The 23,644-nt window shown below is 46.0% G+C and carries 23 protein-coding genes; 18 read left to right on the top strand and 5 right to left on the bottom strand.

What is annotated here, in order from left to right; translation table 11 throughout:
- Position 1: 1 nt before the first annotated feature.
- The 5 genes from AC0THY_RS15775 (at position 2) to AC0THY_RS15755 (ending at position 3,788) form a co-directional block, all read left to right on the top strand.
- Positions 2–196: a hypothetical protein gene (locus AC0THY_RS15775; RefSeq protein ID WP_489991555.1), complete on the top strand. Its 195-nt coding sequence runs from the start codon at positions 2–4 to the stop codon at positions 194–196.
- 289 nt (positions 197–485) lie between these two features.
- Entirely contained in the window at positions 486–1,622 is a 1,137-nt protein-coding gene (locus AC0THY_RS15770) for an SDR family NAD(P)-dependent oxidoreductase (RefSeq protein ID WP_489991554.1), read from the top strand.
- Positions 1,623–1,668: 46 nt separating this feature from the next.
- Positions 1,669–2,391, top strand: coding sequence for a DUF5131 family protein (locus AC0THY_RS15765; protein WP_489991553.1), 723 nt, complete (start codon positions 1,669–1,671; stop codon positions 2,389–2,391).
- 21 nt (positions 2,392–2,412) lie between these two features.
- Positions 2,413–2,940 (top strand): GNAT family N-acetyltransferase, encoded by a 528-nt coding sequence (locus AC0THY_RS15760; protein WP_489991552.1) that lies wholly within the window; start codon positions 2,413–2,415, stop codon positions 2,938–2,940.
- Between the two features lie 23 nt (positions 2,941–2,963).
- Positions 2,964–3,788 carry a pentapeptide repeat-containing protein gene (locus tag AC0THY_RS15755; RefSeq protein ID WP_489991551.1) on the top strand — a complete coding sequence of 275 codons (825 nt, stop codon included), beginning with the start codon at positions 2,964–2,966 and terminating at the stop codon, positions 3,786–3,788.
- A gap of 64 nt (positions 3,789–3,852) precedes the next feature.
- Here AC0THY_RS15755 and AC0THY_RS15750 read toward each other — a convergent pair whose 3' ends face one another.
- The 4 genes from AC0THY_RS15750 to AC0THY_RS15735 form a co-directional block, all read right to left on the bottom strand.
- The gene (locus AC0THY_RS15750) at positions 3,853–4,809 is read right to left on the bottom strand and encodes a TIGR03943 family putative permease subunit (protein ID WP_489991550.1); all 957 of its coding nucleotides are present in this window, start codon (positions 4,807–4,809) and stop codon (positions 3,853–3,855) included.
- Positions 4,810–4,826: 17 nt separating this feature from the next.
- Complete coding sequence (locus AC0THY_RS15745; protein WP_489991549.1) at positions 4,827–5,885, bottom strand: CobW family GTP-binding protein; 1,059 nt, start codon at positions 5,883–5,885, stop codon at positions 4,827–4,829.
- Between the two features lie 471 nt (positions 5,886–6,356).
- Positions 6,357–7,154: an ABC transporter permease gene (locus tag AC0THY_RS15740; protein WP_489991548.1), complete on the bottom strand. Its 798-nt coding sequence runs from the start codon at positions 7,152–7,154 to the stop codon at positions 6,357–6,359.
- Complete coding sequence (locus AC0THY_RS15735; protein ID WP_489991547.1) at positions 7,147–7,914, bottom strand: ABC transporter ATP-binding protein; 768 nt, start codon at positions 7,912–7,914, stop codon at positions 7,147–7,149. The genes AC0THY_RS15740 and AC0THY_RS15735 overlap by 8 nt, the downstream gene beginning before the upstream one ends.
- Positions 7,915–8,053: 139 nt before the next feature.
- Here AC0THY_RS15735 and AC0THY_RS15730 point away from each other — a divergent pair, with 139 nt between their 5' ends.
- The 13 genes from AC0THY_RS15730 to xerD all read left to right on the top strand — a co-directional run bounded on the left by AC0THY_RS15730 (position 8,054) and on the right by xerD (position 22,944).
- Entirely contained in the window at positions 8,054–8,665 is a 612-nt protein-coding gene (locus tag AC0THY_RS15730) for an epoxyqueuosine reductase QueH (RefSeq protein ID WP_489991546.1), read from the top strand.
- A gap of 90 nt (positions 8,666–8,755) precedes the next feature.
- Positions 8,756–10,135, top strand: coding sequence for an argininosuccinate lyase (argH, locus tag AC0THY_RS15725; protein ID WP_489991545.1), 1,380 nt, complete (start codon positions 8,756–8,758; stop codon positions 10,133–10,135).
- A 184-nt stretch (positions 10,136–10,319) separates the two neighbouring features.
- Positions 10,320–11,405 carry an aspartate-semialdehyde dehydrogenase gene (asd, locus tag AC0THY_RS15720; RefSeq protein ID WP_489991544.1) on the top strand — a complete coding sequence of 362 codons (1,086 nt, stop codon included), beginning with the start codon at positions 10,320–10,322 and terminating at the stop codon, positions 11,403–11,405.
- A gap of 331 nt (positions 11,406–11,736) precedes the next feature.
- Entirely contained in the window at positions 11,737–12,621 is an 885-nt protein-coding gene (locus AC0THY_RS15715; protein ID WP_489991543.1) for an ABC transporter ATP-binding protein, read from the top strand.
- A complete protein-coding gene (locus tag AC0THY_RS15710; RefSeq protein ID WP_489991542.1) occupies positions 12,614–13,417 on the top strand; it encodes an ABC transporter permease in 804 nt (267 codons plus the stop codon). The genes AC0THY_RS15715 and AC0THY_RS15710 overlap by 8 nt, the downstream gene beginning before the upstream one ends.
- 18 nt (positions 13,418–13,435) lie before the next feature.
- Positions 13,436–15,433 (top strand): DNA topoisomerase, encoded by a 1,998-nt coding sequence (locus AC0THY_RS15705; protein WP_489991541.1) that lies wholly within the window; start codon positions 13,436–13,438, stop codon positions 15,431–15,433.
- A complete protein-coding gene (locus AC0THY_RS15700) occupies positions 15,433–16,098 on the top strand; it encodes an acyltransferase (RefSeq protein WP_489991540.1) in 666 nt (221 codons plus the stop codon). The genes AC0THY_RS15705 and AC0THY_RS15700 overlap by 1 nt, the downstream gene beginning before the upstream one ends.
- Before the next feature lie 93 nt (positions 16,099–16,191).
- A complete protein-coding gene (locus AC0THY_RS15695) occupies positions 16,192–17,250 on the top strand; it encodes a D-alanyl-D-alanine carboxypeptidase family protein (protein ID WP_489991539.1) in 1,059 nt (352 codons plus the stop codon).
- 518 nt (positions 17,251–17,768) lie between these two features.
- Positions 17,769–18,833, top strand: coding sequence for a recombinase RecA (recA, locus tag AC0THY_RS15690; protein ID WP_489991538.1), 1,065 nt, complete (start codon positions 17,769–17,771; stop codon positions 18,831–18,833).
- A gap of 14 nt (positions 18,834–18,847) precedes the next feature.
- Complete coding sequence (locus tag AC0THY_RS15685; RefSeq protein ID WP_489991537.1) at positions 18,848–19,459, top strand: regulatory protein RecX; 612 nt, start codon at positions 18,848–18,850, stop codon at positions 19,457–19,459.
- 124 nt (positions 19,460–19,583) lie between these two features.
- A complete protein-coding gene (gene rny, locus AC0THY_RS15680; RefSeq protein ID WP_489991536.1) occupies positions 19,584–21,140 on the top strand; it encodes a ribonuclease Y in 1,557 nt (518 codons plus the stop codon).
- Between the two features lie 91 nt (positions 21,141–21,231).
- The gene (locus AC0THY_RS15675; RefSeq protein ID WP_489991535.1) at positions 21,232–21,822 is read left to right on the top strand and encodes a stage II sporulation protein M; all 591 of its coding nucleotides are present in this window, start codon (positions 21,232–21,234) and stop codon (positions 21,820–21,822) included.
- A 237-nt stretch (positions 21,823–22,059) separates the two neighbouring features.
- Positions 22,060–22,944, top strand: coding sequence for a site-specific tyrosine recombinase XerD (gene xerD / locus AC0THY_RS15670; RefSeq protein ID WP_489991534.1), 885 nt, complete (start codon positions 22,060–22,062; stop codon positions 22,942–22,944).
- Between the two features lie 60 nt (positions 22,945–23,004).
- Here xerD and AC0THY_RS15665 read toward each other — a convergent pair whose 3' ends face one another.
- A complete protein-coding gene (locus AC0THY_RS15665) occupies positions 23,005–23,469 on the bottom strand; it encodes a precorrin-2 dehydrogenase/sirohydrochlorin ferrochelatase family protein (RefSeq protein WP_489991533.1) in 465 nt (154 codons plus the stop codon).
- Positions 23,470–23,644: the final 175 nt, after the last annotated feature.

Raw genomic sequence — 23,644 nt, 5'->3', positions numbered from 1 at the left:
TATGGAGAGCGATGTAAAACAGATAATTCTTTCATGCGGCGCAGACGTGTGCGGCATTGCAGGTATAGAAAAATTTGAAGAAGCACCGGCGGGTTTTTCTCCTGCGGATATATTTGAGGAATGTAAGTCAGTGATTGTATTTGGTGTTGCACTCCCCAAAGGTTTAACAAAGGTTGAACCTCGGTTTGCTGCTTAACCCTGAGTATGGAAATTTGCTGACGATAGGTGCAATTCTTTTTGAACTCGAGCTTCCGTCAGATAAACCGTGTGAAAATATCTGTATCAATGGTTGTAGAAAATGTACAGAAGTCTGTCCGGCTCAGGCGATCAATCAGGGAAAGGTTGATCAGCTGTTGTGTTGACAGAATACTTACGGAAAACGGATCGCGGGTATGATACAGTAGACTGTAACACTTGCAGGACTGTCTGTCCCATGAAATATGGAAAGCAGAGCTGTTTTACTTAAATAAGTGGAGATATGGTAAATGAATATAAATAATTTTAAAAATGTACTGTCCGGCAGAACTGTTTTAATAACAGGGGCAGGCGGCGGAATTGGATTAGAAACAGCCAAATACTTTGCTGTGATGGGTGCAAAAGTACTCATCCTAGAAGTGAATGAAGAAAAAGGGAAAAGTGCAGAAAAGCAACTAAATCTGATTGCCCAAGGCAGCGCAAAGTTTTATCAAATTGATCTGGCAAACGAGAGCGGCATATTTAAAATGAAAGAATATGTGTTGAATAAATTCGGCTGCCCCGATATTGTCTTTAACAATGCTGCAGCGTTACATTTAGGCGATATTGGATCAGTCAGCAGCAGTGAATGGGATAATGGATACCTTGTAAATTTGAAAGCCCCCATTTTGTTGGTTAAATGTTTTTTAGATATAATGAAGCAAAGAAATTCAGGGATTTTCGTATTTGTATCAAGTTCCGGAGCAATCGCTCACATGGGGGCATATGAAATATTCAAAACAGCACAGGTTGAATTGAGCAATACGTTGTCTATGGAGTTGGAAGGCACTGGAATTTACGCATACACCATAAGCCCAGGCTTGGTAAAAACGGAAACCGCTATGCGTTCAATTGAGATTGTTGCCCAGAATATGAACATTTCCTTAGAGGAATTTTACAGGATGAATCAAGATCATATTATAGATAAAGAAGATGCCGCCCTTGGTTTTGCTTTGTCAGTATTGTATGCGGAAAAATACAATGGTCAGGAGGTTGGTTCCATACAGGTAATCAATGGAGCAGATCATAAAAGCCAATCTTATGAAAGCTGTGATTTTAAAACTCTAAAAAGAGTAATTAGAACGTATGAGGAGCAATACCGTGGCTGGAAGGAGAGGAACATTTTTGAAAGGCAATGGGTACTGAGGGATTTTAAGAAAAGTGTTGGGAAGTCGGCAGATGAAGTCAATGCCCAGATAAAAGCTATGGAGACAGGCAAAGGGGTTTTGTCTACCGACGATTATGATCTATTAAAGGCTCTGTGTGGATATTGGCAGCACCAATATCAGCTATTACAGAGCTTTGAGAAAAATAGAGAGAAGTTGCAGGAAAATAGCCTGATTATTAAACAATGGATTTCTGATATTGAAAGTTGTGTGAATAAGTGAAGGTAACACCAATCCCGGCTTGGATAGCCGGACAAGGAGGATGCTTATGAACTGGGAACCGTGGACCGGCTGTTACAAGATAAGCGATGGCTGCACAAACTGTTATTTTTATGGACCATATGCGAAACGCTATGGCCAAAATACCATACAAAAAACAGATAAATTTGATTGGCCCATCAGAACGAACGCAAAAGGCGATTACAATATTAAAGGAAATAAAATACTTGCGACCTGTTTTGCAACCGACTTTTTTTTGCCGGAAGCAGATGAATGGCGTAAAGAAGTATGGGCTATGATCAGGGAGAGAAAGGATATAGAGTTTTTAATTTTGACAAAGCGGATTGACCGGTTTCTTGTTTCACTTCCAGATGATTGGGGCACAGGATATGACAATGTGAATATAGGATGTACTGTTGAAAATCAGCAATTAGCCGATAACAGACTTCCACTCTTTTTGTCCTATCCAATAAAGCGGCGCTTTATTGCCTGCGCTCCGCTTTTAGAAGCAATAGATTTAACGCCTTATCTTCATGGAGTGGAGCACGTTACAGTGGGAGGTGAAACTGGGAGAGCGGCACGAGAATGTGATTACGAATGGATACTCAAAATCCATGAACAATGTGTAAAGGCAAATGTGACATTCTGGTTCAAAAACACAGGCTCGCTTTTTAAATGCAATGGTAAAGTGGAAAAGATAAATCCGTTTAAACAGACGAGCAGGGCAAAAGAGATGGGGCTAGATATTCTAAATGGGAAACGATTATTTTAGATGAAGTGAAAGGAAAACAAAATGAATCAAGACACACAAAAACAACGGATGGAATCACAGAGTATAAAAATAGTACCTGCATATGATTTCCAGCGGGAAGTATGCGAGTTATTTACCGAGTATACGGATATGTTAATCAAGGGTGATTCTACCTTTGAACGTTATCTGCACATTCAGAATTATGATGAAGAGCTGAGACAACTGCAAGAGAAATACGGCCTGCCATACGGGCGGCTGTACTTGGCATTGTGCGGTGAGGAAGTGGCAGGGTGTATTGGGCTAAAAAAAATAGACATTCAGAATTGTGAAATGAAACGGCTTTATGTTAGGCCTAAATTTCGCGGGAAACATATAGGCAATCTGCTGATACAGAGAATTATCAGCGATGCCAGGGAGATTGGATATGCGCACATGCTGTTGGACACTTTGCCGTTTTTACAAAGCGCAGTGCATATGTACAAAAAGTATGGCTTTTATGAGATCCCGAGCTACAATGACAGTCCCATGGATTCCTCAATTTATATGAAACTGGATTTGTCCGGAGAGTAGAAAGGATATAAGGGATAAACTATATGATAGTGCATAAGAAAAATGATAAATTATGGAAACCAATGAAGTCTGACTGTTCGAAATGTTCAGGATTATGCTGTACAGCACTGTTTTTCTCAAAAACAGATGGCTTTCCAAAGGATAAGATTGCAGGGGAACCTTGTATGCATCTTCTGAAAAACTATCAATGCAAGATACACTCGCAACTCAAGGCAAAGAAAATGCGAGGCTGTATTGGCTATGATTGTTTTGGAGCAGGGAATCAAGTGACAGAAATTGTATACAAGAGAAAAACATGGAACGAGCTTCCAAAGCAATCAAAAGAAATTTTTGATGTATTTACAGCTGTATTCCAATTATACCAAATCAGGTATTTTTTGACGGAGGCATCATTACTTATTTTTGCTGACTCGTTTTCGGGAGATATTCAAAAATTGATAGAGGAAAATGTCAGAATTACAAATAATTCACCTCAGATAATATTATCTTTTAATATAGAGGAATATAGAAGTAAAGCGAACGATGTCCTGAAAGAAATATGCAAGCGATTGCACGGTAAAGAAAATCGTAAAGATTTCTCTTGTCCGAAAGACTTTATTGGGAAGAAATTCAGGGGGAAAGATATGAGCGGTCTGGATTTAAGTACAAAGCTATTGATCGCCGCTGATTTTTCAGACTGCATTTTTGATGGGACGATCTTTTTAGGAGCTGACACACGAGATACCAATTTCACGGGCGCTGATTTGGAGGAAGCGGTTTTTCTCACACAAGGACAAATCAACGCAGCAAAAGGAAATCGCAGTACAAAGATTCCAAAGCATTTATACTATCCAGTCACGTGGAGGTAGTGGATGAACTAAAATAATATTTGGGCGGCAGGATCATTTGTCAAAATCCTGCCGCCAAATAAGACTAGTTAAAGTAAACCATTTCATCGAGCGGGGCATCACAGGAAGAAATTTGCTTTGCGTACAAGACGGGTCCCTTTTCCCTGTATATTTTATTAAACTCAAAGGTGACCTTGGCAGTAACCTGAATCCACTGGCCATGCTTTAGATTTGCAGCAAGAGGAGTTTTACAAATATAGCCGATTACCTGTACATCATCCGCACAACAGGTCATTGCCCGACGGCCGGGAACAAAATAGTCGGCTTCTTTCCGCTTACTCTTCATGACACAGGCTTTAAATCTCACCGTCTTTCCCAAATACTTATCCGGATTGTCATTCATATCCACATAAAATATACCATAATCCACATCATCAATATCAATGATTTCCGCATTCAGATCATAGGGCATAGCCTCTGCAAAAAGATCGATCAACTCGCCGTTCTCATCTTCAAAGCTGATCTCACAGGAAGGGTTGACCACTTTCATGCCACGTCTGTAATTAGCCAGCGGGTCTTCCTGTTTGCAGCGGTTAAATAAAACCATGTCCGCATTTTGAGCCATCTCAGTGAACAGGGACTGCATATTGTTGCGGTAGATTTGATAGCTGCCGCCATCTATGATAACAATCTCCTGGGCAATGCCCCAGCCCAGAGGTAGCTTCATAGCGCGCAGTTTATTGACACCCCAGAGGGGATTGTATTCCAACAGCACTCTGTCCGGATGGTACTTCCGGTGAAGCACTCTTAAATTTTCAAAGGTAAAATCTTCCGGTTCCTCTATTGTTTCCAGAACCGTGTTGTATTTCAGCAAATCCTTCTCATCGAAGGTTTCTTCTCCCTCTTCACAGGCAATCAGCAGGGTTGTCTCTTCAATCTGAAAATAATCCTGGCGTACAGTAAAATTCAGGAAAGAAGTTTTGCCGCTCTCCAGCATACCGGTGACCAGATATACCGGCGTTGAAATATTAAAATCACTCATTTGACCTCACCCTGTCCTTAACGCCCAAACCATAGTTGTTCCAGTTTCTCTTCATCAATTTTGGAACCAATGACACAGATTCTGCCGGTATACTCCGCGCTTCCGCTTCTGACTTCGAACTCGCCGGGAACCATGTCGAAATAGGTCCATTTTCCGTCTCCATCCTCAAGCATTCCCTTTGCCCTTAGAATGGTGCCATAGGAAGCATCATCCGACAATGTTTTTAGAATCTCTTTAATTTCATCGGAAGTGTATTTGCGAACTGTCTCTCTGCCCCAGCTGGTGAATACTTCGTTCGCGTGGTGGTGTGCATGTTCATGGTGGTGCTCATGCTCGTGGTCATGGCAGCCGCAAGTGCAGTTTCCTCCATGCTCATGGTGGTGTTCATGCTCGTGATCATGGCAGCCGCAAGTACAGTTTTCTCCATGTTCATGGTGGTGCTCATGCTCATGTTCCTCTTCCGCATTGGATAGTTCAATTTTTTTGCCCTCGATGGTATCCAGTATCTTTTGACCTCCCAGCTGCTCTATAGGGGTGGTGATAATGGTTGCCTTTGGATTTATGTCGCGTATCAGAGAGATGGCGGTCTCCATCTTCTCTGAATCAGCCTTTTCCGTGTCCGTGCGGCTCAGAATAATAGTGCCGGCCGCAGCCACCTGGTTTTTAAAAAATTCCCCGAAGTTTTTGAGATACATTTTACATTTTAATACATCCACAACCGTTATGGCGCTGTTTAAGACGACCTCAGCATCCAATTTCTCCACTGCGTGAATCACATCGGAGAGCTTCCCCACACCGGAGGGTTCAATAATAATACGGTCAGGTGTATACTTTTCCGTAACCTCTTTTAAAGCGGTGCCAAAATCTCCCACAAGAGAGCAACAGATACACCCGGAGTTCATCTCCCGGATCTCAATGCCGGCATCCTTCAGAAAACCGCCGTCAATTCCGATTTCGCCAAATTCATTTTCAATCAAAACAATCTGCTGGCCCTTAAACGCATCCTGGAGCAATTTTTTGATCAGTGTGGTTTTTCCAGCCCCCAGGAAACCGGAAATAATATCAATTTTAGTCATCTTTACATCTCCCTATCTTTTCTGTTCAAGAAGGAGGACGAAGATAATACTTCGCCCGTCTCTTTACCGGCTTTGCATGCTTAGTATGCAGTAAGGCTGCCAATGGCAGGATTTCTGTATAGCTCTTATAAAAAGCTATAGATAGAACTGCTCATTAAGAAGCATAGCCGTCAATTGTTTCTATTATACTACTGATTTTTATTAATGTAAACGCGTACGCTAAGGTATTATTCACAAAAAATCTCATTATGAGTAGTTCCTGTTTTTTTCGCTGGTAGGAATGAAAAGAATAGTATGTTCAGCTATAATTAATTTATGGGATGATAGAATCAAGAGATTGGAGTAAAAAACTTTTTATAGAGAAGCGGAGGGGATGTTATGAAGTTAACAAGAAAGAATGTTATGTATCGGGACTTAAGTCCCGAGAAAATGTCGCCGTGACTGGCGGCATTTTGTATATAAAAGAAATGCTCAGATCCGTTTCAGATACATCTTTTCCACCCAACTGATTAACACATACAGCCCGGTAGCAATGACACACAGAATTAGAATGCTCATAATCACAAGATCCAGTTTAAACACCTGGGAACCGTAAATGATCAGATAACCAAGCCCTTGCTTGGAGGATATAAACTCCCCGATGATTACACCGATGAGGCAAAGACCAATGCTGACCTTCATGATGCTGATTATATTCGGTATGGTACTTGGTAGGACGACCTTAAAGAGGACATCTCTCTTTGTTCCGTGCAGGGTATAAATCAGTTTTATCTTATCCGGGCTGACCTCCTGAAAGCCAGTGTACAAATTGAGTACAGCGCCAAAAATGGCTACGGAGATTCCTGCAACGATGATCGTATTCATATTCGCACCCAGCCACACAATCAGCAGTGGAGCCAGAGCGGATTTTGGCAGACTGTTCAACACCACCAGATAAGGTTCCAAAATCTGGGAGAGCTTAGGGGAGAGCCAAAGCAAAACGGCAATCACAAGTCCCAGGATTACCACAAGGGCAAAGCTGAGCAATGTCTCAGCAAGGGTGATGCCGATGTGCATGAAAATACTGCTGTCAGCAGCCATGGTCAAAAATGTGGATACCACCCGGGACGGACTGCTGAAGACGAAGCTGTCAATCCAGCCCAGTCTGGCTGCAACCTCCCACAGAACAAAAAAGACCACAAACAGGAGAATGCGCGCCGTAGTCACAATCTGTTTATGGTGCCTGATATCTTTTAAAAATTTTAACTGGTTAGGAGAGAGCTCATTCATCTTTATTCAGCTCCTTCCATATACGGTTGAAATAGTCTTTGAACTCAGGGGCATTTCTGGACTTTAAGGGTGTGCGGTCAGGAATATCAAGCTGGATAGGGACGATAGCCTTGATTTTAGCAGGGCGCGCCGTTAACACAATCACCCGGTCCGCCACACTGATGGCTTCCGACAAGTCATGGGTTACCAGTATGGCAGTTTTGTGCTCCCTTTTAATGATGGATGCTATGTCATCACAAACGGAAAGCCGAGTCTGGTAGTCCAGAGCGGAAAAGGGTTCATCCAGCAGAAGCAGGTCCGGCGCAAGGGCAAGTGTTCGGATCAGTGCGGCCCTCTGGCGCATTCCTCCTGAGAGCTGAGAGGGTTTACAGTCTCTGAACTTGCTCAGACCGTAGGTGTACAACATATTTTCTACACGTTCTTTTGCCTCATCGGTGACTTTTTTCTGAATTTCCAGCCCCAGCATAACGTTGCTGTAGATGCTGCGCCATTCAAAGAGATGGTCTTTCTGCAGCATATAGCCGATTTTGGTGCGCGCGTCCTTCATATCTCGTCCACGCAGTAGGATGGTGCCGGATTCCGGTGAGAGAAGGCCGCAGATCAGCGACAGAAGTGTGGACTTGCCACAGCCGCTGGGCCCCACCACGGCAATAAATTCTCCGTCCTGGACGGAGAAGGATATATTAGATAATGCATAAGTTTCCCCACTGACACTGTGGTATGCATAGTTGATATCACGAAGTTCTAATAATGGCTCCATGGTTACCTCCTTGTATTCTGACATTCCTGTACTGTGGAATGTTCTATATCTTATTCTATGAAAATCATGTGAAAAGGTGTATAATCGAAAAAGCAAAAAGACATGTCCGTTTATCACAGAAATTGGCTGGGAGGCTGCCATGAACAGAAATTATCAGAGAGAGTTGGATGGAATCATTGAGAGAAACCAGAGGGAGGAAAGGACGCCTCATCTGCTGCTGCATAGCTGCTGTGCACCCTGCAGCAGCTATGTGCTGGAATACCTGTCCAGGTATTTTAAGATTACGGTGTTTTATTATAATCCTAATATCTATCCTGAGGAGGAATACAGTAAGCGGGTCAGGGAGCAGCGGCAGTTGATAGTAAAGATGTCCCTGGAAAATGAAGTGGATTTCATAGAGGGAGAATATGATAAAGAACGCTTTTATCATATGTCCAGGGGGCTGGAAGAGCTTCAGGAGGGCGGTGAGCGCTGCTTTCGCTGTTATGCCCTGAGATTGGAGGAGACAGCGGCCCTGGCAAAAAAGCTGGGGTGTGATTGGTTTACCACAACCCTCTCCATCAGCCCCATGAAAAATGCGAAAAAGCTTAATGAGATTGGGGAAGAGCTGGGAAGAGTATACGGGGTAAACTATCTTCCCTCTGATTTTAAGAAAAAGGACGGGTATAAAAGGTCCGTAGAGCTCTCCAAGATATTTGGCCTGTATCGTCAGGATTACTGCGGATGCGTTTTCTCAAAGAGGCAAGGTTAGAAAAGAGATACATTTTTTGTATTGGATTTTCAGGAATTATAAGGTAAAATAAGGATACTTGATGAAAAATAATAGAAATGAGGAATGATTATGGCACAATTATGGGGCGGACGCTTCACAAAAGAAACAGATAAACTGGTTTACAACTTTAATGCATCCATTTCCTTTGATCAGAAATTTTACCGCCAGGATATTGAGGGCAGCAAAGCCCATGTAACCATGCTGGCTAAACAGGGGATTTTAACGGAATCAGAGAGGGATCAGATTCTGGAGGGGCTTGAGGGCATTTTAAAGGACGTGGAAAGCGGGACTTTGGAGATCACAGATGAGTATGAAGACATTCACAGCTTTGTGGAAGCGAACCTGATTGACCGGATCGGTGATGCGGGGAAAAAACTGCACACAGGGCGCAGCCGCAATGACCAGGTGGCCTTAGATATGAAACTGTACACCAGAGATGAAATCATAGCCATTGATGGGCTTTTAAAAGAGCTGCTGACCACTCTGATCTCAATTATGGAGGAGCATACAGATACTTTTATGCCGGGATTTACACACCTTCAGAAAGCACAGCCGATCACATTGGCTCATCATATGGGCGCTTACTTTGAGATGTTTAAAAGGGACCGGCAGAGGCTTTCCGACATCTATCACCGCATGAACCTCTGTCCTCTGGGCTCCGGTGCCCTGGCAGGCACCACCTATCCGCTGGACAGAGAGTATTCTGCCCGGCTGCTGGAGTTTGACGGTCCCACGCTCAACAGCATGGACTCTGTGGCAGACAGGGATTATCTGATTGAGCTGCTTAGCGCCATGTCCACCATCATGATGCACCTGAGCCGTTTTTCTGAGGAGATCATCATCTGGAACAGCAATGAGTATCAGTTCGTGGACCTGGATGACGCCTACAGCACTGGAAGCAGTATCATGCCACAGAAGAAAAACCCGGATATCGCTGAGTTGGTGAGAGGAAAGACCGGACGTGTGTACGGGGCGCTGGTTTCCCTTCTGACGACTATGAAAGGAATCCCTCTGGCATATAATAAGGATATGCAGGAGGATAAAGAGCTGAGCTTTGATGCCATGGACACGGTGAAGGGGTGTATCGCCCTGTTCAACGGTATGCTTGCCACTATGAAATTTAACAAGGAAGTAATGGAGAGAAGCGCCAAAAACGGCTTTACAAATGCTACGGATGCGGCCGACTATCTGGTAAACCACGGCGTCCCCTTCCGGGATGCCCATGGTATAGTGGGACAGCTGGTGCTGTACTGCATTGAGAAAAACATTTCCCTGGATGATATGAGCCTGGAGGAATACCGAAAGATCAGCCCGGTATTTGAGGAGGACATCTACGAGGCAATCAGCTTAAAGACCTGTGTGGAGAAGAGGACCACCATCGGAGCTCCGGGACAGGAAGCGATGAGAGAGGTTCTTTCCAGGAATAGGGAATATTTGATGAAAAATTAAAAAAACCTTGATTTTTGCGCAAAAATAGTATAGTATTGTTCAAGAAAAGACAAATGTTCGCGATGCGAAGACAAAGGGCCGGTTTTGTTCATAATTAAGAAATTTCTTAGCCTTGCATTGGAAACGCTTGTCAGCAGGGCGGCAGCGGGCTGTTCTGACTTTAGAGCATGAGGAGATTGGAAAAATGGAAAAAAAGTTGAAAGTTGGAATTTTAGGAGCAACGGGTATGGTGGGTCAGCGTTTTATCTCACTGCTTGAGAATCACCCCTGGTTTGAGGTGGTGACTGTGGCAGCCAGCCCGAGAAGTGCGGGAAAGACCTACGAGGATGCTGTAGGCGGCAGATGGAAGATGGACACTCCCATGCCGGAGGCAGTTAAGAAACTGGTGGTAATGAATGTAAATGAAGTGGAAAAAGTGGCATCCAGTGTGGATTTTGTTTTTTCAGCAGTGGATATGTCGAAGGAGGAGATCAAGGCCATTGAGGAGGCTTACGCAAAGACAGAGACTCCTGTGGTTTCCAATAACAGTGCCCATAGATGGACGCCGGATGTGCCTATGGTGGTTCCTGAGATCAACCCGGAGCATTTTGATGTGATTGAGTTTCAGAAAAGGCGTCTGGGCACAACTAGAGGCTTTGTGGCAGTGAAACCCAACTGTTCCATTCAGAGCTACGCGCCGGTGCTCACTGCGTGGAAAGAGTTTGAACCATACGAAGTAGTGGCTACTACATACCAGGCAATCTCCGGAGCCGGTAAGACGTTTAAGGACTGGCCTGAAATGATGGAGAATATCATCCCGTATATCGGCGGGGAGGAAGAGAAGAGTGAGATGGAGCCATTAAGGCTCTGGGGCAAGATTGAGGACGGGGCTATAAAGCCTGCTCAGTCTCCTGTGATTACCTGCCAGTGTATCCGGGTACCTGTGTTGAACGGACACACAGCTGCAGTGTTTGTAAAGTTTAAGAAAAAACCTACCAAAGAGCAGTTGATCGAAAAGCTGGTCAACTTCAGAGGAGTACCCCAAAAGCTGGATCTGCCCAGCGCGCCCAAGCAGTTCATCCAGTACATGGAGGAGGACAACAGGCCTCAGGTAAAGGCGGATGTAGACTATGAGAAGGGTATGGGCATCTCAGTGGGAAGACTGCGCGAGGATAAGGTTTATGACTTTAAGTTTGTGGGCCTTTCACACAACACCGTGAGAGGCGCGGCCGGCGGAGCTGTGCTCTGCGCAGAGACACTGAAAGCGAAGGGATATATACAGGCAAAGTGATTTGTCTTGGAAACAGATAAGACTGAAGCAAGAACGCCGGGGCGTTCTTGAACAGAAAAGAGATCGATGCCGTTCCGCTGAGGGGCGGCATCTTTTTTATATCATAGGAAAGTCCTTCGGAATTCCCTATGATATAAAAAGCCCTCCGGGCGGATCGCACAGCGGCGGAGTGGAAGATGGCTGCCGGGGCAGCCCCGCCGCAGGCGGAGAATCCTGCGCGCAGGATTCTTTTTTGCAAAAGTAGCACAAAATTTAACTTGTCATTTATAGGATTCTACTTTACAATAAGAAGGAAACATAAGAAATCGAATGATAAGTGGGTTGTAAATAAATGATACGTGTGAAAAATTTAACGAAGGATTTTGGCAGGCGAAGAGGGGTTTTCGACCTGTCTTTTGAAGTTGAGGACGGGGAAGTTTTTGGCTATCTGGGACCGGACGGGGCAGGAAAGACCACCACGATCCGGCAGTTGATGGGGTTTGCCAGCCCCAGCAGGGGACGTTGCTTTATCAATGGTAAGAATTGTCATGTAAAGGCGGAAAAGATCAGGGAATTTACCGGGTATCTCTCGCAGGATACGGCCCTGCCTGAGGATATGACCAGCCTGGGATTTGTCCGTCTGATGGCTCAGATGCGTGGAGTAAAGAGCATTGAGCGTGCCGCAGAGTTGGCGGAGCGCTTTGATCTGGATATGGATACGCGCATACGGAAATTGTCTGCGGAGGACCGGAAGAAGACGGCAGTTATCTGTGCCCTTATGCATGACCCCGAGGTTTTGCTGCTGGATGAGCCCACCAGGGGAATGGACTCTGTAATGCGAAACCGGTTTAATGATCTGATACTGGAGGAGAAGGGAAGGGGAAAGACCATTTTTCTGTGCTCACATATCTTTGAGGAGGTGGAGCGCACCTGTGACCGGGTGGGCATGATAAAGGACGGAGTATTAATAAATGTGGACGATATTGCAGGAATCAGGGCGTCAAAGAAAAAATCTTACAGCATTACCTTTGCCACGGAACAGGATGCCCTGCAGTTCGTAAAGGAAGAGTTTCAGGTACTGTCCATTAACGAAAGACAGATAACTGTCAGCCTCTCCGGTGAGATGGCGCCCCTGGTCAAGGCTCTGGGAGATTATCAGGTAGTGGGGATTGAGACCGTGACCCAGAGCCTGGAGGATATCTTTTCCCATTTTTACGGAGGTGGGGCCAGTGCTTAGTATTCCTCTTCTGAAACGGACTGTGAAATCGAACTATAAACTCTGGACCACGATCGTGGTTATCCTGACCCTCTTCATGCTTCTCATTGTGGGCATGTTCAGCCCGGGGCTGGGGGCGCGTGTGGCATCGCTTATGGCGGGACTTCCCACCATGCTTTTGACTGCCCTTGGATTTGATATGGGTGCGGTTACCCTGACAGGTCATCTGGCGTCCTGTCTGTTTGGTTTTTTGTTTTTGGTGTTCCCTATGATCTATGAAACGGTCACAGCCAACCGGCTGGTTGCGCGCCAAGTGGAGACGGGAAGAATGGGGAGCTGGCTTTCCACGCCCAATCCCAGGAAGAAAATCGCGACCACACAGGCGTACTATCTGATTATGAGCCTGTTTGTGATGTTTCTGTTCACTACGGTCCTGGGGCTTGTGTGCTGTCGTCTCTGGTTTCCGGGAGAACTTGGTATTCCCCAGTTTATGCTCCTGAATCTGGGGGCCTTCTGTCTGCACATATTTTTAAGCGGAATCAGTTTTCTGGCGTCCTGTATCTCAGATGATACCAGGACTTCCCTGATGATCGGTGCCGGCCTTCCAGTGTTGTTTTATTTAATAAGGATGCTGTCCAACATAGGGGGAGGGATGGAGATATTGAGATTTTTTACGGTGTTCACCCTGTTTTCGCCCAAAGCAATCATGGAGGGGAGTGTTCAGATCTGCTGGAGTCTGCCTTTGCTGGCTTTGGCCGGACTGGGAATGTACTGGGCGGGAATTGCCCTGTTTGAGAAGAGAGATCTGCCTTTGTAGGCAGTTGAGAGGTTATACATGTCTAAATCGTTATTTATTGCGGAGAAGCCCAGCGTGGCTCAGGAATTCGCAAAAGCATTGAAGTTGAATACTGCCCGGAGGGATGGATATCTGGAGGGGGAAGATGCGGTTGTCACCTGGTGCGTAGGTCATCTGGTGACCATGAGCTACCCTGAGGTCTATGATTCCAGGTTAAAGAGGTGGAGTCTGCAGACCCTGCCTTTTATTCCGGAAAAATTTCTTTATGAGGTGATTCCCTCTGTAAAGAAACAGTTTGAGATTGTAAGCAGACTTCTGAACCGGGAGGATGTGGATACTATCTATGTGTGCACGGACTCCGGGCGGGAGGGTGAGTATATCTACCGCCTGGTGGAACAGATGGCTCATGTCAAGGGAAAGAAGAGACGGCGCGTGTGGATTGATTCCCAGACAGAGGAGGAAATCCTGAGGGGCATTGAGACCGCAAAGGATTTGTCAGACTACGACAACCTTTCGGAGGCGGCTTACCTCAGGGCAAAGGAAGACTATCTGATGGGAATCAATTTTTCACGGCTCCTCTCTCTTAAATATGGGGATCTTCTGTCAAATGTCATGGGAACCAAATATACGGTGATCTCAGTGGGAAGAGTTATGACCTGCGTTTTGGGGATGATTGTACGGAGGGAGAGGGAGATTCGGGACTTTGTCAAAACACCCTTTTACCGGGTGCTGAATACACTGGAATACGGCGAAAAGCAGTTTGACGGCGAGTTTCGGGCAGTGGAAGGTTCCAGATACTTTCAGTCCCCAAAGCTGTACAAAGAAAATGGATTTAAGGAGAAAAAGGACGCCCAGGAGCTCATAGGGTACCTTGAGGAAGAGCAGCCCCTTCGTGCGCTGATATGCTCCATTGATCGCAGGAGGGAGAACAAAAATCCCCCTCTGCTCTATAACCTGGCGGAGCTGCAGAATGACTGCTCCAGAATGTTTAAGATCAGCCCGGACGAGACACTGCAGTGCGTGCAGGAGCTCTATGAAAAGAAGCTGGTAACCTATCCCAGGACGGATGCCAGGGTGCTCTCCACTGCTGTGTCAAAAGAGATTTATAAAAATATAAATGGCTTAAAAGGTCTTCCATGGGCAGAGGGCTATGTGGATCAGGTGCTGGAGATGGGCAGCTATAAAAAGATCAGCGCCACTCGCTATGTGAATGACAAGCAAATAACAGACCACTATGCGATCATTCCCACCGGGCAGGGTATAGGGGCGCTGCGGTCTGTGTCAGAGCGGGGCGAAAAGGTATACAATACCATTGTGCGGCGGTTTTTAAGTATATTTTATCCCCCGGCTGTTTACCAGAAAATCAGCCTGGTGACTCAGATGCGGGAGGAGAAATTCTTCAGCAGTTTTAAGATTCTGCTCTCGGAGGGGTATCTGCAGGTGGCAGGTATTCCTCAGGAAAAGAAAAAGGATGAGGAAACAGAGATGGGGGCTGACACAGGATTGATTGAGGCGCTCAAAAATCTGAAAAAAGGGATGGAGCTTGTGGTGAAAGAGCTGAAGATCAAGGAGGGGGAGACTTCCCCGCCCAAACGGTACAATTCCGGTTCCATCATACTGGCCATGGAAAATGCAGGGCAGTTGATTGAAGATGAAGAGCTGAGGGCCCAGATTAAAGGGAGCGGAATCGGAACCAGCGCCACCAGGGCGGAGATTCTGAAAAAGCTGATCGGAAACGAGTACATAGGACTAAATAAAAAGACTCAAATATTGACACCCACCTTTTTCGGTGAGATGATATACGAGGTGGTGAACGCCTCTATAAAGTCACTTCTGAATCCGGAGTTGACAGCCAGTTGGGAGAAGGGGCTTACGTATGTGGCGGAGGGGACCATCACGCCTGAGGAGTATATGGCAAAGCTTCGTCATTTTATCCAGACGCGCACAGCAAGCGTCATGCAAAATAACTATGGGTATGCGCTGCGTCACAATTTCAGCGCAGCCGCCAAGTACTACAAAAAAGGAGCGAAAAAATAATGGAAACATGTAAAATTTGTAACCTGTACAACCTGGAAGAGACGATCGCAAAGGATTTATTTATGGGCGCTGTCTATCCCTGGGAGGTGCTGCCAAAGATCGGCGCATTCATCCTGGAACTGGGGAGTAAGCTGGATCAGGAAGAGTATGAGCAGCGCAGTGAGAATATCTGGGTGGCCAAGTCCGCAAAGGTAGCGCCCACTGCGTTTATAAACGGTCCTGCGATTATCGGAAAAGAGGCGGAGGTGCGCCACTGCGCCTTTATTAGAGGGAACGCCATTGTGGGCGAAGGAGCTGTGGTGGGAAATTCCACGGAACTGAAGAACGTTGTGCTGTTCAATAAGGTACAGGTTCCACATTACAATTATGTGGGTGACTCTGTTTTAGGTTACAAGGCCCACATGGGGGCTGGGTCCATCACCTCAAATGTAAAATCAGACAAAAAGCTGGTCATTGTAAAAGAAGGATCAGAGAGGATGGAGACAGGGCTAAAGAAATTTGGCGCTATGTTGGGTGATGAAGTGGAGGTGGGCTGCGGGTCTGTGCTGAACCCTGGTACTGTGGTAGGACCCCACACCAATATCTATCCCCTGTCCTCTGTGAGAGAGGTGGTTCCGGCAAAGAGCATTTACAAAAAGCAGGGTGTGATTGTAGAAAAAAGATAAGAAAATCTTAAGCGCCTGCTTATAGAATATTAGCAATCTTTTTGGAGAACATGGTAAAATAGAAGAATATCAAAGAGAAAGCAGGGGCGGATCGTGAATACGGAAGATAGAAGAATTCAAGAAATAAGACAGCGGGCCAGAAGCCGCAGGCGTAAGAAACAGCGCACAGCAGCCTTCTGCCTGATAGGAGGTTTGATTCTCCTTCTATTGGCAGGAACAGGGATTGCCGCATGGCAGTTTCTATCCCGCCAGCCTGAGGGGGAGAATATCAGCAGCCGTGAGAGCAAAGGGCAGGAGAGCGCTGCGGTACAGACAGAAACGCATGAGGCGGAGACTCAGACAGAGACAGACCCACCGGTGAAATTGGGGACAAACGCGGAGAATCTTTACAGCAATCATGCGCTGCTGATCAGACGAAAGAATGGCGAGAGACTGCTGGACAAAGGCAGCGGGGAGCGGATCTATCCGGCATCTATGACAAAGATCATGACAGCAGTGGTGGCCTTGGAAAAGGTGCAGGATTTAGAAGAGAAGGTCCGTCTTTCCGAGGATATGTTTGAGGAACTCTATCAGCAGGAGGCTTCCATGGCAGGCTTTCTCCCGGGTGAGGAAGTGAGTGTCAGAAACTTGCTCTACGGGGTGATGCTGCCATCAGGGGCGGAGTGCTGTACGGGGCTGGCTGAGTTTGTGGCGGGTTCCGAGGAGGCGTTTGCAGACTTGATGAACCAGAAGGCACAGGAACTGGGGATGGGCGATACACATTTTGTGAATGCCAGCGGCCTGCACAATGAGGACCATTATTCTACGGCAGCCGACTTGGCGGCTCTGATGGAGTACGCTCTGCAAAATGAGACCTTTCGCACCATTGCCCAGACAGATGCCTATACCATAGAGCCGTCGGATGCTCATCCGGAGGGACTGACTCTGTACAGCACCCTGTTCTCGTCAATGCCTGATGAGGTTCGGAGCAGCGGCTTGATTCTTGGAGGAAAGACCGGGTACACAGAGGAAGCAGGGCTCTGCCTGGCCAGTTTTGCCCAGATTGGCGGGGAGGAGTTTATACTGATTACCGCCGGAGCCCAGGGAAATCATGAGACAGAGCAGTTTCATATATTGGACACCTATGAGGTGTATAAGAATATCGGCTTTTAGAGACAAGTGCAGGACCAAGTGGTCCTGCATTATTTTTTAGTAAACTTTATAATTAAAAAGTGAAATAAATATTGAAAAATATGACATTGTAGTGTACAATATAGAAGACGCAAAAGTGAAAATACTCTTGACCACAGATGCAGACACATCAGGGCTGTTACTTGCATTACCACCCGGACATCACCCGGGCGACTGCTCTCAGGAACATAGAGGAACCTAGAATCACCTCAAAGTTTGTTAGGAAATCGCCTGGGTAGCATGATCTTCCGCCTATGGGAAACAGCTTCCTCCGGCGCAGGAAGCGTTCGCCTCAGCCCGTAACGAACCTGACCGTCTGAACTGTTACAAACAAGTAAGTGAGACGATGTAAATTTTAGAAGATAATAGTTGACAAGCAGTCAAAAGTATAATATGATGTTTAGAAGAAAAACGAACACTAGTTCGCGGGCAAAATATATAGATCGGAATAGCAACCGACAACATTAAAAATGAAATCACAGAGTGAGGAGAACAGAGATATGGGTCAGGATGATAAATTAAAAGCATTGGATGCGGCCATCAGCAAGATTGAGAAAGATTTTGGAAAGGGCGCTATCATGAAACTGGGCGATTCCACGGCGAATATGAATGTGGAGACCGTCCCCACAGGTTCTTTGAGCCTGGACATTGCCCTGGGGCTGGGCGGAGTGCCAAAGGGAAGGGTTGTGGAAATTTATGGTCCAGAGTCCAGCGGTAAGACTACAGTGGCTTTACATATGGTGGCTGAGGTTCAGAAGAGAGGCGGAATCGCTGGATTTATAGATGCGGAGCATGCTCTGGACCCGGTGTACGCCAAGAATATCGGCGTGGATATCGACAATCTGTACATCTCTCAGCCGGACAACGGCGAGCAGGCGCTGGAGATCACAGAGACCATGGTGCGATCAGGGGCGGTGGACATTATTATCGTGGACTCTGTGGCCGCACTGGTACCCAAGGCAGAGATTGACGGGGATATGGGGGACAGCCATGTGGGGCTCCAGGCTCGTCTGATGTCACAGGCGCTCAGGAAACTCACAGGAATTATCAGCAAGTCCAACTGTACAGTAATCTTTATCAACCAGCTGCGTGAGAAGGTGGGAGTTATGTTTGGAAGTCCGGAGACCACCACAGGAGGCCGGGCCCTCAAGTTTTATTCCTCCATCCGTCTGGATGTGAGGCGCATTGAGTCTTTAAAGCAGGCTGGCGAGGTGATCGGAAACCGGACGCGTATCAAAGTAGTGAAGAACAAAATTGCCCCGCCCTTTAAGGAGGCGGAGTTTGATATCATGTTTGGACAGGGAATCTCCAGGGAGGGAGATGTCCTGGATCTGGCAGCTAATCTGGGTGTGATCAACAAGAGTGGCGCCTGGTATGCTTACAACGGCGTTAAGATCGGCCAAGGCAGGGAGAACGCAAAGACTTACCTGAAAGAGAACCCTCAGGTCATGGAAGAGGTGGAGATGAAGGTGCGTGAGAGTTATGGCCTGATTCCGGGCTCTGGAAAAGACGAGGCAAAGGAGAGCGCTGGGGAAACGAAAGCAGAGGAAAAGACTGAGGAATAGATTGAGGGCCGGATGTGACAGTTACGCAGATTGAACCATTGGGGAAAAACAGAAGCAGAGTATATATTGATGAGCAGCTTGCCTTTGTCCTGTACAGGGGCGAGCTGTCTCGCTATGGAATCAAAGAGGGGGCCAAGCTGCCAGCGCATGTGTATCAGGAGATTGTGGAGCAGGTGCTGGATAAACGAGCCAAGCTGCGCTGTCTGAACCTCTTAAAGTCCATGGACCGCACGGAACAGCAGCTCAGACAGAAACTGCGGCAGGGAGATTATCCGGAGGAGATCATTGACCGTGCCATAGACTATGTGAAGAGTTACCGCTATGTGGATGATGAAGGTTATGCCAGCCGCTATATTGATTACCGGAAGGACAGCAAGAGCCGTCAGCAGATTACCCAGGAACTGCTCAGAAAAGGGATCTCAAAGGAGATGATCAACCGGGTGTACGAAGGGAAAGAGCCCGCGGATGAGACAGCTATGATACAAAAGTGGGTGAGAAAGAAGAAAGTGGATCTGGAAACAGCCACTTTGCAGGAGCGGCAGAAGTTATATCAGTTTTTGATGAGAAAAGGATTTTCCTCCAGAGACATCAGCAGGGTGCTCAGGGGAGTAGAAGATTTTTGGTGATTCAGGTATGGAACAGTTAAGAAGATTTTGAATAGAATATACATTTACTTGACATTATGCACAAAACACGATAAAATCAAAGTGTTGTATTTGTACAATGAAAATTAAATAAGGAGGTGCTCCTGTGCCGAGTGCAGTAATTACGGTTATTGCTGTTGTCATCACTCTGATTATAGCTGTTATTATTACATGGCCTATTGCAACTTCGTATCACAAGAAGGTAGTGGAAGCCAAGATTGGAAGTGCGGAGGAAAAAGCCAGAAAAATAATAGATGATGCATTAAAGGTTGCAGAGACGAAAAAACGGGAGGCTTTACTCGAAGCGAAAGAAGAGTCATTAAAAACAAAAAATGAACTCGAAAAAGAAACAAGAGAGCGAAGAGCAGAGTTACAGCGTTATGAAAAGCGCGTTTTGTCTAAGGAAGAAACCGTAGACAAAAAAGCGGATGCAATTGAGCGGAGAGAGTCAGGATTAGCAGCGAAAGAGGAAGAAATTAAGAGGAAGAGTAAAGAGGTTGAAAAGCTAAATGACGAGAGAGTACAGGAACTGGAGAGAATCTCAGGTTTAACCTCCGAACAAGCAAAAGAATATCTCTTGAGAACTGTTGAAGACGAAGTAAAAAGCGATACAGCCAAACTCTATAAAGAGTTGGAGAGTAAAGCAAAAGAGGATGCCTCGAAAAAGGCAAAAGAGTATGTGGTTACCGCTATTCAGAAATGCGCGGCAGATCACGTTGCTGAGACAACCATCTCAGTGGTACAGCTTCCCAACGATGAGATGAAGGGAAGAATTATTGGTAGAGAGGGAAGGAATATCCGTACCTTAGAGACCATGACAGGTGTGGATCTGATTATTGACGACACACCGGAAGCAGTTATTTTATCAGGCTTTGACCCAATACGGAGAGAAGTTGCAAGGATTGCCCTTGAGAAACTGATCGTAGACGGGCGTATCCATCCCGCAAGAATTGAGGAAATGGTAGAAAAGGCCCAAAAAGAAGTAGAAACAATGATTCGCGAGGAAGGCGAAGCGGCTACGCTTGAGGTTGGTGTACATGGAATCCATCCTGAGTTAGTCCGATTACTTGGTAGAATGAAATTTAGAACCAGTTATGGACAAAACGCTCTGAAGCACTCCATAGAAGTTGCTCAGCTGTCAGGACTGCTGGCAGGTGAGATTGGCGTGGATGTGCGGATGGCGAAGCGCGCTGGTTTATTGCATGATATCGGTAAATCCATTGATCATGAAATGGAAGGTTCCCATATTCAGATCGGTGCTGATTTATGTAAGAAGTACAAAGAATCCCCCATTGTAATCAATGCGGTGGAGTCACATCATGGCGATGTAGAGCCAGAATCTCTGATTGCGTGCATTGTGCAGGCAGCAGATACGATCTCTGCGGCACGCCCTGGTGCGAGAAGAGAAACACTGGAAACATATACAAATCGTTTAAAACAGTTGGAAGATATATCAAATGCCTTCAAGGGTGTAGACAAGTCTTTTGCTATTCAGGCAGGTAGAGAGATTCGAATTATGGTTGTGCCGGATCAGGTTAGCGATGCGGACATGGTATTGCTGGCACGCGATATCTCCAAGCAGATTGAAGCAGAACTGGAGTATCCTGGTCAAATCAAAGTCAGCGTAATCAGGGAATCCCGCGTGGTAGATTACGCCAAATAAATCATTTAGCTTAATAAAAGCCCTATAGATGGAAGTCTATGGGGCTTTTTCCCTGCATACTATATTAGAAAAGCGTGATGGGAGAAATGAAGTGAAAAGGGTTCGGTTGGAATCCAGATTTGTCAAAGGGCTTGTCATATTTTTTCTGGCTGGATTCATAGGAGGAATCCTCTCGGTCAACCTGCTCGGAGATGGATATCTCAGTCAGGCAGGGATTTTAAGTGACTTTTTCCTGAAACAGTACAAGTATCTGGAGATTGACGGGATAGGACTGTTTTTCTACATTTTAGAGAAGAGGATCAAGTGGGTGGCCCTGCTATGGATTTTGGGGTATACGGTAGCAGGAGTGCCCTGCGCAGCCGCATACACTGCCTGGATGGGATTTTGCGCGGGAACGCTGTTCAGCATCGGTGTGCTGAAGCTTGGGATGCTGGGCATTCTTTTTTGCGCGGGGGCAATGGTGCCTCAGATTTTTATTTACGTACCGGCGTGGATCTTCTTTTTGTATGGAATTTACAGAAAATCTGCAAGGAGAAACCAGGGCGGCAGAAATCCCTCAGGGGGGATTGATTGGAACTATATTTTGATCGGAGTTGGAATGTGTCTCTTCCTTCTCTTTGGAATTTTGGTAGAAAGTTACATAAACCCATGGGTTGTAAAACAAATTTTAAGATTATTTTAAAAAAGTTTTACGAAAATATGTAAAGGCGCACTACATCTGGTGTCCTTCAAAAAGGGAAGAGCGATATGTGGTGTATGCTGTAAAATCAGCATTTTTGGGCAAAAAAACCATTTGATTTTGTCTGAAAATCTGCTTATAATATTTACATAATGAGTGAGTGGGAGAGAGAAAAGAGGGGATAAATCCCCTGTTTATCTTACTTAATTATTACGGAACTATGAGTAGGAGTAGACGAGTATGGAAAGCACGATACCGAATTTTATCATGTACCTGGCGCAGGTAAAAAACGCGTCACAGAGCACCATCATGTCCTATCAGCGGGATTTGAAAAAATTGTTTGCCTTTTTAAGGTCAAAGGGGATAGAAGATATCCACGACGTTACATCCACCAGCTTAAATTCTTATGTTCTCTTTTTGGAAAAGGAAGGTTTTTCTACCGCAACGGTGTCGAGAAACGTGGCTTCCATGAAGGCGTATTTTCACTATGTGTTCAGCAGGCATGAGGTGCCCGAGGACCCCACAGAGGTCATCAAGGCTCCTCACATTGAGAAAAAGGCTCCGGAGATTCTGACCACACAGGAGGTAGCCGAACTGCTGGATTCTCCAAGAAAGGACACACCCAAGGGATGCAGGGATAAAGCGATGATGGAACTGCTCTATGCCACTGGTGTGAGGGTGACAGAGTTGATCAGCTTTCAGATGGAAGATCTGAATCTGAATATGAACTACATTATCTGCAGGGATGAGGAAAAAGAGAGAGTGATTCCCATTGGAACTGCAGCCAGACAGGCCCTTTTGGAATATTTAAGCTGGGCCAGGGATTCTTTTCTGAAAGGCAATGAGAGCGGACATCTCTTTGTAAACTGTTCCGGAAAACCCATGAGCCGCCAGGGATTTTGGAAATTGATCAAGCAGTATGCGGAGCGGGCGGGAATTACAAAGGATATTACCCCGCACACCTTGCGCCATTCTTTTGCAGCACATCTGGTACAAAACGGAGCTGATTTAAAGGCAGTGCAGGAAATGCTGGGCCACTCTGACATATCCACCACGCAGATTTATATGAATATGAATGTTAACAGGGTGCGGCAGGTTTACGCAAAGGCCCATCCAAGAGGATAAAAAAGCTGCTTCACACGAAACTTTTCAGTGTGAGGCAGCTTTTTTATATAACGATTCTTGTCAGCACTCCAGGAGCTGCCGTATCCGCTCAATGACACTTCTGGCCTTTTTATGATCTGACCCGCTGGCAGTGACTCCAACCACCACATTGTCCTTGCGGGCAATGCCCGGGAAATAAAAATCGCATTTACTTTTATCGCTGCACACATTTACCATGATCCCCTCAGCCTTACACACACGGTAGATATCGCTGTTTAGCTGCGCGTCATTGGTGGCTGCAATGACGATATCAGCCTTTTGGATATCTGTGTGATCATATTTTTTCTTCGTGATGGACAGCAGTCCTTTTTCCTGCAGCGTCAAAAGCTCTCTGTTTACCTCCGGAGCAATGACGGTCAGGTTATTTGTAAACTCCAGCAGGGAGCGGATTCTGCGTTTTGCAATTGTGCCGGCCCCAACCACAACGATGCGTTTTTCTGTCAGATCCACAAACATGGGAAAGTAAGGTTTGTGCGGGTTGGTCATTGTATCACACTCCTTTACGTTTTTTTGGAAAAAGATTTCCTTTATCATAGGTTACTGTTCACACGTTCACAGTAACATGCATAAATCCATGTAAAATCGCCTTCGACGATGGGATTTATGCACCCTTGGATCATTTTCACACGGTCTGAGCAGTAAATGCTCAGACCTGAGTGAA

Source organism: Ruminococcus sp. 8Y-12, assembly GCF_058119865.1.
The sequence above is the reverse complement of the archived record's forward strand: the minus strand, read 5'-3'. Positions and strand labels throughout refer to the sequence as shown.

Coding starts and splice junctions, on each gene's coding strand:
- AC0THY_RS15775 (WP_489991555.1), top strand. CDS start 2: ATGGAGAGCGATGTAAAACAGATAATTCTTTCATGCGGCGCAGACGTG.
- AC0THY_RS15770 (WP_489991554.1), top strand. CDS start 486: ATGAATATAAATAATTTTAAAAATGTACTGTCCGGCAGAACTGTTTTA.
- AC0THY_RS15765 (WP_489991553.1), top strand. CDS start 1,669: ATGAACTGGGAACCGTGGACCGGCTGTTACAAGATAAGCGATGGCTGC.
- AC0THY_RS15760 (WP_489991552.1), top strand. CDS start 2,413: ATGAATCAAGACACACAAAAACAACGGATGGAATCACAGAGTATAAAA.
- AC0THY_RS15755 (WP_489991551.1), top strand. CDS start 2,964: ATGATAGTGCATAAGAAAAATGATAAATTATGGAAACCAATGAAGTCT.
- AC0THY_RS15750 (WP_489991550.1), bottom strand. CDS start 4,809: ATGAGTGATTTTAATATTTCAACGCCGGTATATCTGGTCACCGGTATG.
- AC0THY_RS15745 (WP_489991549.1), bottom strand. CDS start 5,885: ATGACTAAAATTGATATTATTTCCGGTTTCCTGGGGGCTGGAAAAACC.
- AC0THY_RS15740 (WP_489991548.1), bottom strand. CDS start 7,154: ATGAATGAGCTCTCTCCTAACCAGTTAAAATTTTTAAAAGATATCAGG.
- AC0THY_RS15735 (WP_489991547.1), bottom strand. CDS start 7,914: ATGGAGCCATTATTAGAACTTCGTGATATCAACTATGCATACCACAGT.
- AC0THY_RS15730 (WP_489991546.1), top strand. CDS start 8,054: ATGAACAGAAATTATCAGAGAGAGTTGGATGGAATCATTGAGAGAAAC.
- argH (WP_489991545.1), top strand. CDS start 8,756: ATGGCACAATTATGGGGCGGACGCTTCACAAAAGAAACAGATAAACTG.
- asd (WP_489991544.1), top strand. CDS start 10,320: ATGGAAAAAAAGTTGAAAGTTGGAATTTTAGGAGCAACGGGTATGGTG.
- AC0THY_RS15715 (WP_489991543.1), top strand. CDS start 11,737: ATGATACGTGTGAAAAATTTAACGAAGGATTTTGGCAGGCGAAGAGGG.
- AC0THY_RS15705 (WP_489991541.1), top strand. CDS start 13,436: ATGTCTAAATCGTTATTTATTGCGGAGAAGCCCAGCGTGGCTCAGGAA.
- AC0THY_RS15700 (WP_489991540.1), top strand. CDS start 15,433: ATGGAAACATGTAAAATTTGTAACCTGTACAACCTGGAAGAGACGATC.
- recA (WP_489991538.1), top strand. CDS start 17,769: ATGGGTCAGGATGATAAATTAAAAGCATTGGATGCGGCCATCAGCAAG.
- xerD (WP_489991534.1), top strand. CDS start 22,060: ATGGAAAGCACGATACCGAATTTTATCATGTACCTGGCGCAGGTAAAA.
- AC0THY_RS15665 (WP_489991533.1), bottom strand. CDS start 23,469: ATGACCAACCCGCACAAACCTTACTTTCCCATGTTTGTGGATCTGACA.